The organism is Streptomyces fulvorobeus (assembly GCF_013167895.1).
Classification (GTDB): Bacteria; Actinomycetota; Actinomycetes; order Streptomycetales; family Streptomycetaceae; genus Streptomyces; species Streptomyces fulvorobeus.
This window is the reverse complement of the sequence record NZ_BLWC01000001.1, coordinates 5,091,283-5,107,568: the sequence shown is the minus strand read 5'-3', so window position 1 is coordinate 5,107,568 and position 16,286 is coordinate 5,091,283. Positions and strand designations below refer to the sequence as shown.

9 protein-coding genes and 4 pseudogenes are annotated in these 16,286 nt (G+C 68.3%); 10 read left to right on the top strand and 3 right to left on the bottom strand.

What is annotated here, in order from left to right; all coding sequences use genetic code 11:
- Positions 1-20: 20 nt before the first annotated feature.
- Positions 21-632, bottom strand: coding sequence for a TetR/AcrR family transcriptional regulator (locus Sfulv_RS22935; protein ID WP_173316410.1), 612 nt, complete (start codon positions 630-632; stop codon positions 21-23).
- An 86-nt stretch (positions 633-718) separates the two neighbouring features.
- On the opposite strand from Sfulv_RS22935, the pseudogene Sfulv_RS22930 reads away from it, so the two are divergent.
- A pseudogene (locus Sfulv_RS22930) lies at positions 719-1,143 on the top strand (nuclear transport factor 2 family protein).
- Entirely contained in the window at positions 1,140-1,988 is an 849-nt protein-coding gene (locus Sfulv_RS22925; protein WP_173316409.1) for an NmrA family NAD(P)-binding protein, read from the top strand. The pseudogene Sfulv_RS22930 and the gene Sfulv_RS22925 overlap by 4 nt, the downstream one beginning before the upstream one ends.
- 616 nt (positions 1,989-2,604) lie before the next feature.
- Here Sfulv_RS22925 and Sfulv_RS22920 read toward each other — a convergent pair.
- Positions 2,605-5,438: pseudogene (locus Sfulv_RS22920) on the bottom strand (aconitate hydratase).
- Positions 5,439-5,869: 431 nt separating this feature from the next.
- On the opposite strand from Sfulv_RS22920, the gene Sfulv_RS22915 reads away from it, so the two are divergent.
- Complete coding sequence (locus Sfulv_RS22915) at positions 5,870-6,346, top strand: SRPBCC domain-containing protein (RefSeq protein WP_218578058.1); 477 nt, start codon at positions 5,870-5,872, stop codon at positions 6,344-6,346.
- Between the two features lie 234 nt (positions 6,347-6,580).
- On the opposite strand, the pseudogene Sfulv_RS22910 reads toward Sfulv_RS22915, so the two are convergent.
- Positions 6,581-7,294: pseudogene (locus Sfulv_RS22910) on the bottom strand (TioE family transcriptional regulator); the annotation flags it as partial.
- Between the two features lie 58 nt (positions 7,295-7,352).
- Here Sfulv_RS22910 and Sfulv_RS22905 point away from each other — a divergent pair.
- The 7 genes and pseudogenes from Sfulv_RS22905 to Sfulv_RS22875 all read left to right on the top strand — a co-directional run.
- A complete protein-coding gene (locus Sfulv_RS22905) occupies positions 7,353-8,555 on the top strand; it encodes an erythromycin esterase family protein (protein ID WP_173316408.1) in 1,203 nt (400 codons plus the stop codon).
- 87 nt (positions 8,556-8,642) lie between these two features.
- The gene (locus Sfulv_RS22900) at positions 8,643-9,053 is read left to right on the top strand and encodes a VOC family protein (RefSeq protein ID WP_173316407.1); all 411 of its coding nucleotides are present in this window, start codon (positions 8,643-8,645) and stop codon (positions 9,051-9,053) included.
- 254 nt (positions 9,054-9,307) lie between these two features.
- Positions 9,308-10,837 (top strand): helix-turn-helix domain-containing protein, encoded by a 1,530-nt coding sequence (locus tag Sfulv_RS22895; protein WP_173316406.1) that lies wholly within the window; start codon positions 9,308-9,310, stop codon positions 10,835-10,837.
- 772 nt (positions 10,838-11,609) lie between these two features.
- Positions 11,610-11,978 carry a peptidase inhibitor family I36 protein gene (locus Sfulv_RS22890; protein WP_173316405.1) on the top strand — a complete coding sequence of 123 codons (369 nt, stop codon included), beginning with the start codon at positions 11,610-11,612 and terminating at the stop codon, positions 11,976-11,978.
- A gap of 67 nt (positions 11,979-12,045) precedes the next feature.
- Positions 12,046-12,672 (top strand): ABC transporter ATP-binding protein, encoded by a 627-nt coding sequence (locus Sfulv_RS22885; RefSeq protein ID WP_218578057.1) that lies wholly within the window; start codon positions 12,046-12,048, stop codon positions 12,670-12,672.
- Positions 12,669-15,239 (top strand): hypothetical protein, encoded by a 2,571-nt coding sequence (locus Sfulv_RS22880; protein ID WP_173316403.1) that lies wholly within the window; start codon positions 12,669-12,671, stop codon positions 15,237-15,239. The genes Sfulv_RS22885 and Sfulv_RS22880 overlap by 4 nt, the downstream gene beginning before the upstream one ends.
- A 411-nt stretch (positions 15,240-15,650) precedes the next feature.
- Positions 15,651-16,241 (top strand): annotated as a pseudogene (locus Sfulv_RS22875) (IS256 family transposase); the annotation flags it as partial.
- Between the last annotated feature and the right edge of the window lie 45 nt (positions 16,242-16,286).

The following is a 16,286-nucleotide window of genomic DNA, read 5'->3' as shown; positions in this document are numbered from 1 at the left end:
AGGACTCGCCCGATCCTCGATCACTCCTCGGAGGTCAACCCTTGCAGTGGACCGGAGGCCAGGACTCTGGTGGCGAAGTTCGCCAACTGTGCCCGCATTTTTTCCCGCGGAATGCGCTCTTCTCCGGCCAGGTGCTCGACGAGGTCGGCTCGTGTGGCGGCGAGCAGGGCGTGGGTGGTGAAGTCGCTGTCGGTCAGGCCGGGGATCTGCTCCAGTACGGCTCGGAGCAGGCTGTGCCACCGCTCGTAGTGCTCCGCCTGGTACGGGCTGCTGCTCCCGCCTTCCTCCAAAGCCAGCGCGAGGCGCCGGTTGTCGAGTTTGAAGCACAGGATGGCATCGAGCAGGGCGGGTACGCGATCCCGCGGTGGGGTCGCCGGCCCCAGGGGTGGTGGGCCGGTCTCAACGGCCTGCCTGATCGGTTCGAGCCGTGCCTCGTACAGCGCGCGGAGCAGCCCGGCGCGATTGCCGAAGGCCCGGAAGAGCGTGCCCTTGCCGACGCCGGCCGCTGCCGCGACGTCGGTCATGGTGACGTCCTCGGGACTCTCGCGGCGAGTGAAGAGGGCGTCGGCGGCCGCGAGCACGGCCTCTCGGTTGCGGATGGCGTCCTTGCGAGACGACTGGCGTTCGGGCATGCCGCTCCTTCCATTTGCAAAACGGACCCGTGGTCCATATCGTCTAAGCGGACCTAGGGTCCGGATTCTATGACTGGAGGATACCCATGTCCGCATCGATCTCTCCGGCGGATCTATACCGCCACAGCCTGCGACTGCTGCTCGACAAGGACATTGCCGCGTGGGTTGCCCTGTGGGCCGAGGGCGGCCTCATGGAGTTCCCCTTCGCCCCGACGGCTGGCCCCGGCGTCTGGAGGGCAAGGAGGCCATCGCCGCCTACATGCGCCACTACCCCGACCACATCGACCTGCACGACTTCCCCGACCTGCGGATCCACCAGACCACCGATCCACAGATCATCGTGGTCGAGATGCGCGGCGTCGGCCGCCTGGTGGAGAGCGACGCTCCCTTCGACATGACCTACATCGCCGTTGTGACCGTTCGAGACGGGCACATCACCTCCTACCGCGACTACTGGAACCCCCTCGCCGTCCAGGAACCCGGCACCGACTTCACCGGGAGCAGCCGATGACCACCGCCGGCACCACTCTGGTCATCGGCGCCACCGGCACGACCGGAAGCCGCACCGCCGCACAGCTGACGGCCGCGGGCCACCGCGTCAAAGCCGCCAGCCGCCGGGCCACCCCGGTCGCCGGCGCCGAGCCGGTCCCCTTCGACTGGTACGACCCCGCCACCCACGCGGCCGCCCTCGATGGCGTCGACCGCGTCTACCTCATACCGCCCCTGGGCGACTCCGACCCCGCGGCGACCATGCTGCCGTTCCTCCATCAGGCCCGCACCGCCGGCGTGCACCGCGCGGTGCTGCTGAGCTCCTCGGCCATCCCCGAGGGCGGCCCGGCGGTGGGAACGGTGCACCAGGCCCTGCCCGATCTCTTCGGACAGTGGGCGGTACTGCGCCCCTCGTGGTTCATGCAGAACTTCACCGGCACGCACGCGCACGCTCGCAGCATCCGGGACGAGGGCATCATCTGGACCGCCACTGCGAGCGGTCAAGTCGGCTTCGTCGACGCCGAGGACATCGCGGCCGTCGCCGTGCGCGCTCTAACCGACGAGCTAGCCCCCAACACCGATCTCGTCCTCACCGGACCCGAGGCACTCAGCCACGACGACATCGCCGCGGTCATCACCGAGTTCACCGGTCGGCCCGTGGTCCACCGCCGCCTGTCCTACGAGCAGATGCGCGACCGCCTCACGACGCAGGTGCCGGTGGAGTTCGCCGCAATGCTGGCCGGCATGGACCGTGCCATCGCCGAAGGGGCGGAGGACTGCATCACCGACACCGTCCAGCGCCTCACCGGTCGGCCCCCGCGCACCTTCCGAGCCCTCCTTGAGAGGGAGATGCGATCCAGCGGATGATGTTCCAGGGCGATCAGCAGTTCCGTTTGAGACCCTGCGTAATCTCGGCCTGACCTGGTCGTCTGAGGAGGCTCGGACGTCGGTGAAGTCGTCGCAACCGCCTCCCAGGTCACCTACGACGGCTGGACCACGCCTACCAGCGTGTGTCGCCTGCCTCCGTGATGCCACTGCGCACCTCACGGGTGTCACTCCCGTGGAGACGTGTTGCACGGCTACTTCTACCGGGCGGCAGGTGCCCCCCGAGGGCTTGTACCTACTGGCCCCGGATTCAAGGAACCGCTGGGCCGATCATCGAGCGTACGCACAAGCGCTGTCCATGAGAGAGCCACACCCCTCAAGATCAGCAACGGATCGCCAGGTAAACCGCCCCTGAGAGCGAAAACGAAGCGGGCCAAACGACAGCGAGCGGCAAGAAGGACTGGGACACCAAGCCCTGGTGTACGAGCGAACGACAACATGCCCCGGGACGAACTGCGAACTGAACAAGCTCAGGTGGGACAGCGGCAACATTAGGAGGGACGGGACAGGCTGACCCCGCCAGGGGCGCACCGGACACACCGAAGGGCCGCACCCCTTACGACGGGGTGCGGCCCTCAGTGGTGGTGTGCGGTGCGCTCTACTTGCGGATCAGGCTGCGGAGCACGTACTGGAGGATGCCGCCGTTGCGGTAGTAGTCCGCCTCGCCGGGGGTGTCGATGCGGACGACGCCGTCGAACTCCACCCCGGTGTCGGTGGTGACCTTCACGGTGCGCGGCGTGGTGCCGTTGTTCAGCTCGGTCACGCCGGTGAAGGAGAAGGTCTCCTCGCCGGACAGACCGAGGCTGGCGGCCGTCCGGCCCTCCGGGAACTGGAGCGGCAGGACGCCCATGCCGATGAGGTTCGAGCGGTGGATGCGCTCGTAGGACTCGGCGATGACGGCCTTGACGCCCAGGAGCGCGGTGCCCTTGGCCGCCCAGTCGCGGGAGGACCCGGAGCCGTACTCCTTGCCCGCCAGGATGACGAGCGGGGTGCCCGCGGCCTGGTAGTTCTGCGAGGCGTCGTAGATGAACGACACCGGCCCGCCGTCCTGGGTGAAGTCGCGGGTGAAGCCGCCCTCGGTGCCCGGCGCGATCTGGTTGCGCAGGCGGATGTTGGCGAACGTGCCGCGGATCATGACCTCGTGGTTGCCACGGCGCGAGCCGTAGGAGTTGAAGTCACGGCGCTCGATGCCGTGCTCCGTGAGGTACTTGCCGGCCGGGGTGTCGCCCTTGATCGCACCGGCCGGGGAGATGTGGTCGGTGGTGACCGAGTCGCCCAGCTTCGCCAGGACACGGGCGCCGGTGATGTCCTCGACCGGAGTCGTCTCCATCGTCATGCCGTCGAAGTACGGGGGCTTGCGCACGTAGGTGGACTGGGAGTCCCACTCGAAGGTGTCGCCGGTCGGGATCGACAGCGCCTGCCACTGGGCGTCGCCCGCGAAGACGTCCTGGTAGGACTTGTTGAACATGTCCTCGCCGATGGAGTTGGCGACGACGTCGTTGACCTCGGCCTCGGAGGGCCAGATGTCCTTGAGGAAGACCGGGTTGCCCTCGGTGTCCTCACCGATCGCGTCCTCGGTGATGTTGACCTTCATCGAGCCGGCGATGGCGTACGCGACGACGAGCGGCGGGGACGCCAGGTAGTTCATCTTGACGTCGGGGTTGATCCGGCCCTCGAAGTTGCGGTTGCCCGAGAGCACCGAGGTGACGGCCAGGTCGGCGTCGTTGATCGCCTTCGAGATCTCCTCGTCCAGCGGGCCGGAGTTGCCGATGCAGGTGGTGCAGCCGTAACCGACGAGGTTGAAGCCGAGCTTGTCGAGGTACGGCGTGAGGCCGGCCTTGTCGAAGTAGTCGGTGACCACCTTGGAGCCGGGGGCGAGGGTGGTCTTGACCCACGGCTTGCGGGTCAGGCCCTTCTCGGACGCCTTCTTCGCGACGAGCGCGGCGGCGACCATCACGTACGGGTTCGACGTGTTGGTGCAGGAGGTGATGGCCGCGACCGTCACCGCGCCGTGGTCGAGCTCGAAGGAGGTGCCGTCGGCCAGGGTGACCCGGGTCGGCTTCGACGGGACCGCGGAGCCGGTGCCGTTCGCGTGCTGCGGGGCGCCGGCGCCGTTGTCGTCGTGGCCGTAGGCCGGGGCGTCGCTGGCCGGGAAGGACTCCGAGCTCGCCTCGTCGACCGGGGAGGCCACGCCGTGGGGCTGCTCCTGCTGCGGCACGCCGGGCTTGCGGTCGTCGCCGCCGGTCACGTCGGCCTCGACGTAGGTGAGGACGTCCTTGGCGAACTGCTCGGCGGCGTTCGCCAGGACGATGCGGTCCTGCGGGCGCTTGGGACCGGCGATGGAGGGGACGACCGTGGAGAGGTCGAGCTCCAGCCGCTCCGAGAAGTCCGGCTCGGCGGCCGGGTCCAGCCAGAGGCCCTGCTCCTTGGCGTACGCCTCGACGAGGGCGACCTGCTGTGCGTCGCGGCCGGTCAGACGGAGGTACTTCAGCGTCTCGTCGTCGATGGGGAAGATCGCGGCGGTGGAGCCGAACTCCGGCGACATGTTGCCGATGGTGGCGCGGTTCGCCAGGGAGGTGGCGGTGACGCCCTCACCGTAGAACTCGACGAACTTGCCGACGACGCCGTGCTTGCGGAGCATCTCGGTGATGGTCAGCACGAGGTCGGTGGCGGTGGTGCCGGCCGGGAGCTCGCCGGTCAGCTTGAAGCCGACGACGCGCGGGATGAGCATGGAGACCGGCTGGCCGAGCATGGCCGCCTCGGCCTCGATGCCGCCCACGCCCCAGCCCAGTACGCCGAGGCCGTTGACCATCGTGGTGTGCGAGTCGGTGCCGACGAGGGTGTCGGGGTACGCCTGGCCGCCGCGGACCATGACCGTACGGGCCAGGTGCTCGATGTTGACCTGGTGGACGATGCCGGTGCCCGGGGGACGACCTTGAACTCGTCGAAGGCGGTCTGGCCCCAGCGCAGGAACTGGTAGCGCTCCTTGTTGCGGCCGTACTCCAGCTCGACGTTCTGCGCGAACGCCTCGCTGGTGCCGAACTTGTCGGCGATGACGGAGTGGTCGATGACCAGCTCGGCCGGGGCCAGCGGGTTGATCTTCGCCGGGTCGCCGCCCAGCTCCTTCACGGCCTCGCGCATGGTCGCGAGGTCCACGACGCAGGGCACGCCCGTGAAGTCCTGCATGATCACGCGGGCCGGCGTGAACTGGATCTCCTGGCTGGGCTGAGCCTGCGAGTCCCACCCGCCCAGCGCCCGGATGTGGTCGGCGGTGATGTTCGCGCCGTCCTCGGTGCGGAGCAGATTCTCCAGCAGCACCTTCAGGCTGTAAGGGAGGCGCGCGGAGCCCTCGACCTTGTCCAGCTTGAAGATTTCGTACGACTCGTCGCCCACGCGCAGCGTGCTGCGGGCGTCGAAGCTGTTCGCCGACACGACAGTCTCCTTCTTCAATGTGCGCGTACTACCCCGCCTCGCCTCAGGGGCGCCGGCGCCGCGTGGTGGCCGCCCAGGGCCCCCGCCATCCGCTAAGGTAAGGATTGGTTAGGTAACCCTTATCAGGCGGCGGCCGCGGTACGCCTCGGCAGATATCTCGATGTCGAGATAACTCTAGTACATCGCCGCCGCGCGGTCATGCCCGGGCGCGGTTTGTGGCAGAAGCGGACACCGGGCTCACCAGCACCGCGGAACGCCGGCCGGGGACGTGGACCGGTATCAGGCCGCTCCAGACGATACGACCGGTCCGGGCGCGGCTCCCGCGCGCACGACCGATGAGTTCTGCCCCACCACGTCGTCTGCATGTCGGGAACTTCCCCCGCCTCGCCTGCGGGGAGGCCCGAGATGAGATGACGAGGAGCATGCACACCATGGACCAGGAGAACGTGAGCGCCACCCTCACCGTCGCCGTGCCCGCCGACAGGGTGTTCGCGGTACTGGCGGACCCGGCGACCCATGCCGCGATCGACGGCACCGGCTGGGTCCAGGAACCTGTCGACCGTGCGCCGCTGACCGAGGCGGGGCAGATCTTCCGGATGGACATGTACCACGCCGACCATCCGGACGGTGACTACCAGGTGGCCAACAAGGTCCAGGTGCTCGACCCGCCGCACGCCATCGGCTGGCTCACGGGGACGGAGAAGGAGGACGGCAGCCTGGAGTTCGGCGGTTGGACCTGGCGTTACGACCTCGCGCCGTCCGGTCCGTCCGGGACACACATCACGCTCACCTACGACTGGTCGGCTGTGCCGCAGTACATCCGGGAGTACCTCCAGTTCCCGCCCTTCGGGACCGGGCATCTCGCCAACTCGCTGCACCACCTGGGCGAGCTGGTCTCCGGCAGGTGAGGTCGCCGGCCGGGACGACCATCGGCAGCGAAGACCTCGGATACGGACGATGCCGGCCGGCGTCCGCCGTGTCCCTGCCATCCGTGCCGGTCCTCGCCGGTCAGTCACCGGGGTACGTGCGGCCGACTCCACTGCCGGCGGCGGACACGCGGTGTTCCGCCCCATCCGGCCGAGGCGGTCACCCGGCGGACCCGGCGGCCGGGGCCGCCGTCCCGGGGGCCCGGCCGTCAGCGTCACATACGCCTCCAGCTCCGAGGCACCCCGCAGCATCGCCCGCCCCCTGGCGGTGAGCCGGGCGCTCCAGTCGCCCAGTGCCCCCGCCAGCGGTTCCAGCCCGCCCGCCGCGCGCACCTGGCTGATCAGCGGGGCGATCTGCTCCAGCAGGTAGCCACCCCGCCTGAGCTGATGGGCGAGCCGGACATCCCGTACGTCGGCCTCGTCGTAGACCCGGTACCCGGTCCGCGGATCGCGGCGCGGGCCGACCAGCCCGGCGCGCTCCCAGGCGCGCAGCGTCGCGGGCCGGATTCCGAGCCTGCCCGCGAGCGGCCCGATGAACGTGCCGCCGCCCTGTCCCGACGTCTCCTCGGGCTCCGCTGCGGGCTCCAGGTCGCGCAGTGCGCGCTCCACGGCGTGGAGGGTCCGCCGGTCGTCGAGGAGCTGTGCGTGGCTCTCGTCGATCATGCGGTACGCGTCGTCGGCTGCGCCCTGGTTCACGGCCCGCATGATCGACGCCGCCGTCCGGTGGCCGTGGCCGGGCAGGAGGGCGAGAAACGCGCGCAGCGCCGCCGCGTGCCGCGAGGTGTAGGTGCGGTAGCCGTGGGGGGTGCGACCGGCGGGCGGAAGGATGCCGGCCTCCTCGTAATTCCTGACCGCCTGCGTGGACAGGTCGTGTTCGCGCGCCAGATCAACCGGCCGCAGGTGTTCACCCCGTTGAAGCTTTCGTCCCATGATCCGCAGGATATCCGGCAGAAGTCTCAACCGGATCTTCAACGATAGCGTTGAGGGCATGGTCACTGACATCAAGGACGCCGCCCATGCGGTCGAGGCCGCTGCCTTCCTGAGGCTCCTGCCGGCCCGCCCCCGGCTGCTCGCCCTGGGAGAGCCCACCCACGGCGAGGAGACGCTGCTGCACCTGCGCAACGAACTCTTCCGGCAGCTCGTGGAGCAGGAGGGGTACCGGACGATCGCGATCGAGAGCGACTGCCTGAGAGGACTGCTCGTCGACGACCACGTCAGCTCGGGCGCGGGCACCCTGGACGAGGTCATGGAGCTCGGCTTCAGCCACGGCTGGGGGTCCTCCCCCGCCAACCGCGAGCTCGTATGCTGGATGCGGGCCCACAACGACGGCCGGCCCGTGTCCGAGCGCGTCCGTTTCGCCGGCTTCGACGGCCCGCTGGAGATCAGCGGCGCCGCGAGCCCCCGCCAGGCTCTCACCGCACTCCACGACTACCTCGCGGCCGAGGTGGCCGCCGACCTGCTTCCCTGCACCGCGCGCTTCCTCGACCGCCTGCTCGGCGCCGACGACCGGTGGACCGACCCCGCCGCGATGAGGGACCCGGGCAGCTCCGTGGGGCGGTCGGCCGGGGCCGGGGAGCTGCGTCTGATCGCCGACGATCTGGTGGCGCTGCTCGACGAGCAGACACCGCATCTGATCGCGGCGACCTCGCGCGACGACTGGGACCGGGCGCGCCTGTACGGACGCACCGCCACCGGCCTGCTGCGCTACCACTCCTGGATGGCCGACACCTCACCGGCGCGCATGAACCGGCTGGTGAGCCTGCGGGACGGGATGATGGCCCACAATCTCCTCGACGTCGCCGCGCGGGGCCCGGCGCTCGTATACGCCCACAACTCCCATCTCCAGCGGGAGAAGAGCACGGTGCGGATGGGCGGGGTGCCGCTGGAGTGGTGGAGCGCCGGTGCGCTGGTGAGCGCCCGGCTCGGCGAGGAGTACGCCTTCGTGGCCACGGCCCTCGGCACGATCGCGCACCGGGGCGTGGACCGACCGGCGCCGGACACCGTGGAAGGGCTCCTGTACGCGCTCCCGGCGGACCGCTGCGTCATCGACGCCCGGCGGCTGGCCAGCGCCCTCGGCGACACCCGGCCCGCCCCGCGCGTCTCGCCCTGGTTCGGGTACGCCCCCTTCCACCCGGCCCATCTGGCGGAGAGCGACGGCATCGTCTTCGTCAAGGACGTCCGGCAGGGCTGACGGCGTCTGCCAGGCGCCCCCGCCCGCGGCGCGGATCGGTCAGGAATCGAGAAGCGCGGGTCGCCGGCTCTGCCTAGCATGATCGGCATGGACATCACCATTCACATGACCGTGCTTCCGCACGAGGACCCGGACGCGTCCGTGGCCTTCTACCGCGACACCCTCGGCTTCGAGGTCCGCAGCGATGTGGGCCAGGGCACGATGCGCTGGATCACGGTCGGCCCCGCCGGCCAGCCGGGCACGTCCATCCTGCTGGCGCCGCCGGCCGCCGACCCCGGGGTCACCGACGCCGAGCGACGCACCATCGCCGAGATGATGGCCAAGGGCACCTACGGCTGGATTCTGCTGGCCACCCCGGACCTCGACGAGACCTTCGAGAAGGTGCAGTCAGGCGACGCCGAGGTGGTGCAGGAGCCGACCGAGCAACCGTACGGCGTCCGCGACTGCGCCTTCCGTGATCCCGCGGGCAACCTGATCCGCATCCAGGAACTCCGCTGACCCGTCCGCCTCACGGGACGCCGGATCGGCTCAGCTCCACGGCCGAAAGGGCGCGCAGGTGGGCACGCTGCTCCGGAAGGCCGCGCTCGACGTGCCGGGCTCCTGGGCGCGAGGAAGGATGCGGAGAGGGTGGCATGTCCTCGGCCGAGGACGAGGGCCGGCCGCCCGGGAGCTCGGCGTCGGGACATCGCCCTCCTTGGCGACACCACACCCCCACCACACCCTTCATCTCATATCCGAGATAACGTTCGGGCATGGAAGACGACTACCTCGTACGCATCGGCAAGCTCATCCGTGACGCCCGGCAGCACCGGGGCTGGACACAGACGCAGCTGGCCGACGCGCTCGGCACCAGCCAGAGCGCGGTCAACCGGATCGAGCGCGGCAACCAGAACATCAGCCTTGAGATGATCGCCCGCATCGGTGAGGCCCTCGACAGCGAGATCGTGTCCCTCGGCTACGCCGGTCCCATGCACCTCCGCGTGGTGGGCGGCCGCCGGCTCTCCGGATCCATCGACGTCAAGACGAGCAAGAACGCGTGCGTCGCGCTGCTCTGCGCCACGCTCCTCAACAAGGGCCGTACGGTACTGCGCCGGGTGGCGCGCATCGAAGAGGTCTTCCGGCTGCTGGAAGTGCTGAGCTCCATCGGCGTCCGCACCCGCTGGATCAACGACGGCGTGGACCTGGAGATCATCCCGCCCGCCGAGCTGGACCTCGCCTCCATCGACGCGGACGCGGCGCGCAGGACCCGGTCCATCATCATGTTCCTCGGCCCGCTGCTGCACCGGACCGACCAGTTCACCCTCCCGTACGCGGGCGGCTGCGACCTCGGCACGCGCACCATCGAACCCCACATGATCGCGCTGCGCCGGTTCGGTCTGGAGATCGCCGCGACGGACGGGCTCTACCACGCGCAGGTCGACCACTCGGTCACGCCCGACCGCCCCATCGTCCTGACCGAACGCGGCGACACGGTGACCGAGAACGCGCTGCTGGCCGCCGCCCGGCACGACGGCACCACGATCATCCGCAACGCCTCCTCCAACTACATGGTCCAGGACCTGTGTTTCTTCCTGGAGGCGCTGGGCGTCCAGGTCGAGGGCGTCGGAACGACGACGCTGACCGTGCACGGCGTCCCCCGGATCGACGTGGACGTCGACTACTTCCCGTCCGAGGACCCGGTCGAGGCGATGAGCCTCCTGGCCGCCGCTGTGGTGACGGAGTCGGAGCTGACGATCCGCCGGGTACCGATCGAGTTCCTGGAGATCGAGCTCGCGGTGCTGGAGGAGATGGGCGTCGACTGCGCCCGTACGCCGGAGTACGCCGCCGACAACGGCCGCACCCGGCTGGTGGACCTGACCGTCCGGCCCTCCAAACTGGAGGCGCCGATCGACAAGATCCACCCGATGCCGTTCCCCGGCCTCAACATCGACAACGTGCCGTTCTTCGCCGCCATCGCGGCCTCCGCGCACGGCCAGACCCTGATCCACGACTGGGTCTACGACAACCGGGCCATCTACCTCACCGACCTCAACCGCCTCGGCGGCAGGCTCCAACTCCTGGACCCGCACCGAGTACTGGTCGAGGGCCCGACCCGCTGGCGCGCCGCCGAGATGATGTGCCCGCCCGCACTGCGCCCCGCGGTGGTGGTCCTGCTCGCGATGATGGCGGCCGAGGGCACGTCGGTCCTGCGCAACGTCTATGTGATCAACCGCGGTTACGAGGATCTGGCGGAGCGGCTGAACTCGGTGGGCGCGCAGATCGAGATCTTCCGCGACATCTGACGGGCGGGATGTCGTGCCCCTTGGCGGCAAGGGGCACGACATCCCTAAATGCCTGACGAGCTGCGGTTATACCCTTTCTCGACCTTCCATTGATCGCCGCTGCTCTTCATCACCTTGTGCAACGCGTGTGCAAGATGATCTTGGACAGGTAACGAAGCGTCAGCAATACCTGATTGCTCGTCACCCTTCACGGAGAGTGCTCACCAGAGGGGCCTCGCAATGCCCGCACCGACGCTGCCACTGGCGTTCCTTTAAGTCGGAGTTCAGTTCGCGCCGCGCACGCGCTTCAAGCGCACCACACGACTACAACTAGTTTCGGCCCGGACCTCTACACGTACCGGGTGAACATTCGCCCAGCCGCCTCGGAACCCGGGGTGATACGCCCCAAGGTCCGTGAGTTCACGAATACCGACGCTCCGATCCCGTGAACCGAAGGGTGGTGGAGCGATGACGAGCCTAACTGAAGAATGACTTGTGGCACCCAGGGCCCGACATCGGTCGAATGTCTCGCGGGCATTCGGGACGAACTCCGGACGCCGAACATAGCGCCCGCACGCATGAGGCTCAGCGGTCGCTCGAGATCGAACACCTGCCCCCAGACCCCAAGCATGTGGGTGACTTGTCGTCAAGTCGTGTTGAGGAAGTTGCCAACGTGTGGCGTGATGCCACCGTGACCCTTGAATCGTAAGTATGCCTACGCACATGATCTGTCGACTCCGAGCGACACCCATCGGAGTGACTTGCAGCCCACTCAACCTGCCTAGGAGACATTTTGAGAGCCAAGAAGGTCATAGCTTCGACCGCGCTCCTGTTCGCCGCCTTGGCGATGACGCCCAGCACGGCTAACGCCGCCCTGAGCGAATGCAACTCGAACAACATGTGCCTGTGGGGCAACAACGACTTCGCATGGCTGATCGGCGAACGCACCCACGGCCAGAGCTCGTTCGCGAACCTGAGCGGCGAGAGGAACGACGCGATGGACTCGTGGGCGAACCGCTCTGCGAGCTACGATGGCTGCATGGCTGGCAACGCCAACGGCGGCGGGGACAAGCAGGGTATGGCCAGGAACAGCACTGACAACAACGTCTCCCCCCTGAACAGCGATGAAGTGTCGTCGTTCCGAACCTCAGGCGGTTGTTGAGTTGATTAAGGCCGTAGATGCCGCGCTGATCCGGACCAGGGGGGTCTGCAAGGCTTACCGCTCCGAAGTGGAGACTGTGTGGGCCGCGCGGGATGTGGACTTCGAGGCACGGCCGGGCGAGTTCGTGTGCATTTACGGCGCCAGCGGTTCGGGTAAGTCGACCCTGCTTAATCTGCTGGCAGGTCTGGATCTCGCCGACACCGGCGAGATCCAGGTCGGCGGCGTCGAGGTGGGGGCCGCTGGTGACAAGCAGCGAGCTGAGCTCAGGCTCCACACGGTGGGCGTCGTGTTCCAGGACCACAACCTGATCCAGGAATTCACAGCGGCCGAGAACGTCTCCCTGCCCTTGGAAGCACTCGGCCTACCGACCGCACAAGCCCGCTCGGAAGCCCTGCGGCAGCTGGCACGGGTCGGCCTTCCCGGGCTGGAAGACCGGTTTCCCTCACAGCTCTCCGGCGGGCAACGCCAGCGTGTAGGTGTGGCGCGCGCCCTGACAGGACAGCGCGCGGTGCTCTTGGCGGACGAGCCGACCGGCGCCCTGGACTCCGCAGCCACCCAGGAACTGTTCACCTTGATCCGCACATTGTGCGACGAGGGCGTACTGGCCGTGATCTGCTCACACGATCCCCGCTGCCGGGACTATGCCGACACCGTCTACGAGGTCGTGGACGGCCGACTGGAGAGTCGTTCGTGAAGCCTCGATCCGCGGAGGCCCCTGCCGGGCAGCAATTGCGGTTGGCCTTCCGGCTGGCACGGCGGCTGGGACGCTCGCGCGCTCTGATCCGTTCCACCCTGACGGTGTTCGTCGGCGCGGTCTTCGTCATGGCGATGTTCATCGTGCTGAAGACGCTGTCCCTGTCTGGTGAGCAAGTCGCCGACCGGGATATGGGCCGGTTTGATGCGTCGGTGGGCTATGGCAGTGTCCAGCTCCCGCCCGGGGACGATGCATTCGTCCCCGAGCTGCGAGAGCGCCTGCAACAGGCAGGCTTCACAGACGCGTTGGTCATGCTCAGCGCCTTCGATGTTCAGCTCGACACCACGCCGGCACGCAATGTGACCATGTTCGAGGCCGACTGGAGCTCCAACCCCTACCCGCGTCGCTACGACCTTCAGTCCGGACGTTGGCCGACCGGCCCGGGCGAGGTGGTCGTCACCGAGCCCCACGACGTGCGGACCGTACCGGGCAAAGAGCTGACCGTGCTGGGAGACGTCCGCCTCAAGGTGGTCGGCACGGCCGACGACCTAAGTGCCAGCACCACGAACCTGCTGGCAGGCCCGGGCACGTGGGCAGCGTTGGACGAGAACCTGGTCAAGGGTTTCCCTATCCTGGCTACGCAGCCCCTCCTCTTGTGGTCGGGTGCCGAACCTAAAAGCGGAATCACGGCGTTCAGCGCCGCAATCAGCAACTGGGAGAAAAAGCAGAACAGGAAGTCTGAAAGTGACATCGCCGTCGCCAACACGCTCTCCTTGCGGGCCGAAGGCAGCGGGGAGGGGTTCTGGATCGAGAAGACCCCGGCCGGCTATACGGTCCCGGCGCTCCTGGTGCCGCTGGGCGCCGTACTGCTGGTCTTCGGGCTGAATGACCGGCGTTTTCGACGCACCGCGGGCTCCCTGGCCTCCCTGGGCATATCCCGCCGTACCGCAGCGGCCGGACTCACCCTCGCCACCCTGGCCTGGTCCCTTATCGCGGCGACCGCAGGAGCCGCAGCCGGTCTCGGCGTGGGCGCGGCTGCCCGCCTCCTCGTCTCCCACCTGAGAGAGCGCCCGGCCGGTCCCATCGACGGACTCGCCGACCCCGCCCTCCGCCTGCTCATCCTGATCGTGCTCACCTCCCTGGTCGCAGGGCTGGCACTGGCACGCGACGACCGCCGCCACGCCGCGGCGCCGGCCAACCGTGACAAGAGCGGCCGCTCCACTGGCGAAGTAGCCATCAGCAAAACGTCCCGTCGCATCCGGGATACCCGTCAGGTACTGGCAGTCCTCGCCTGGTGCGCCACGGCCGTCTACGCCGTCCGTGTCGACTCCCCGGCCATGGCCATGACCCTGACCGGCATCGTGACCGTCGCTGTGCTGCTGGTCATCCCCGAGGCGTTCGCGCTGACGCTGAAGTTCATCCCCGAGAAAGGTCCCCGCTCCCGGCTCGCCCGCCGACAGCTGGCCGCCGACTCCCGCCGTGCCTCGGCCTCCCTCGCTGTACTCACGGTCCTCTTCGGAGCTTCCCTGGGGTTCCTTGCCCTCCTGGATACGCTGCTGCGCACGGCGGACACGCAGAGGCACCCCGACGTGCTGTCCGGCCAGATACTGCTGGCCGACAGCACTAGTGACCGCTTCGCCCCCACGAAGTCTGTACTGCGGGCCGCCGAGGCAACTGGCCTTTTGGATGGCCACCCTCGCTTTGAGATCACACCCGCCTACACCATGGACAGCAAGTACTCCACCCGTTCGGCCACCCGACCGGGCAGCGACACCATTTTCCTCACCGTGAAATCCCCTGCCGACGCCAAGCGCCTGCTCGGGCATTCCCTGAGCCGTGATCAGCTGGCCACCCTGACCGAGGGAGGCTTGCTCATCTGGTCCGATGCCCCGGGCGCCCCGGAAGGCACCTCCGCACGTACGAGCCTCGTCGTGCGCCAGGACGACAAGACCCTTGGTCGCACTCCCGAACTCCCGATGGTTGCGGTGGACGCGGCACCGACCCGGTGGCGAGCCGGCAGCGACGGGATCATGCTCCGATCCACTGCGAGCGAGCTTCGGCTGCCCATGCCCCCTCAGGGGCCAATCATGATCACCGGCCTTGCGGACACCCAGACCGAAGCCGTTCAGCAAGCCCTCATCACCTCCGGTCACGACGGACGTGCAGCACGAATCTACGTGCCCCCCGAGCCGGCCGTCGCGCCGGCGGCGCTGCTCGCCACCGCGGTCGCGCTGGTACTCCTCGTCCTGGCCACAGTGCTGACAGCCATACGCGGCCAAATCCGCACACTGCGCGGCTACATGGCTGGCCTCACCGCCCTGGGGCTGCCCCCTGCCTGGACTCGGCGCATCCTGCTCTACCAGCAGGCAGCCCTGGTAGCGGTCAGTACCCTGCTTGGTCTTGTGATCGCCTTGCTGCCTACCGTGATCATCGCCAACCGGATCTCCGGCTTCGTCCTGAGCGTTCCCTGGGCACAGTTGGCCACCCTGCTCGCGGCCATTTACCTCGCGGCCCTCCTGGCCGCTACTCGTTCGCTCCTCCGACTCCGCTCGCAAAGAGAAGGGTGATCGCTCGCGTATTGGCGGGAGCTGCCCCAGTGACCAACGAGGGTGCGTTGGAGGCGCAAGGAACGGTGACCGCAGGTGTGACCGTTCCGCTTCTAGTGCGAGGTCTCCGGACCGGCCGGTCTGCTGTCAGTGCGAGATAGGGGGCGCGGGAGGAGGTGGGCGGCGTGGAGGTATTTCATAGCTGTGGCGGTGAAGATCCCAAAGACGCGACGAGGTGGACGGGGCCCTCCGTATCGCCGGCCTCATCCAGGTTCCGATCGGCGTGCACAGCGCGCGAGGTGACTCCGCCGGGGCGAAGCAGATGCTGAGGTAGAAGTCGGTGGTGCCTCGGGATCACGTTCGGGTGCCTGCACTACCTCGCTCGGGACTGTAAAACGATCGGTGTAACTCCTGATCAAGGAAGATGCATCGATGACCAGCGACAACGTGACCGAGGCCGAGTCCGTCAAGGCCGCTGAGCCGCAGCCGGCGAAGAAGGTGGACGACCAGCTCATCGACGAGTTGGTCGGCCGCGCTCAGGCCGAGGGCCTGCAGCTGACCGGCGAGGGTGGGCTGCTCCAGCAGCTGACCAAGCGGCTCCTGGAGTCCGCCCTGGAAGGCGAGATCACCGACCACCTCGGCTATGACAAGCACGACCCCGCCGGGAAGAACGGAGGCAACAGCCGCAACGGGACCCGGGCCAAGACCGTGCTGACGGACGTCGGCCCGGTCGAGATAGCTGTGCCCCGCGACCGCGAGGGCAGCTTTGAGCCGAAGATCGTCAAGAAGCGGCAGAAGCGCCTGACCGGCGTGGACGAGATGGTGATCTCACTGTCCGCGAAGGGCCTGACCACCGGCGAGGTCCAGGCCCATCTGGCCGAGGTCTATGGCGCCGAGGTCTCCCGTCAGACCATCTCGACGATCACCGACAAGGTCATGGACGGCATGGCCGAGTGGCAGAACCGGCCCCTGGACGCGGTCTATCCGGTGGTCTTCATCGACGCGATCCACGTGAAGATCCGGGTTCTGTCGACGATCTTGTGATCCGGACGGTTGAGCGGCGTGTTC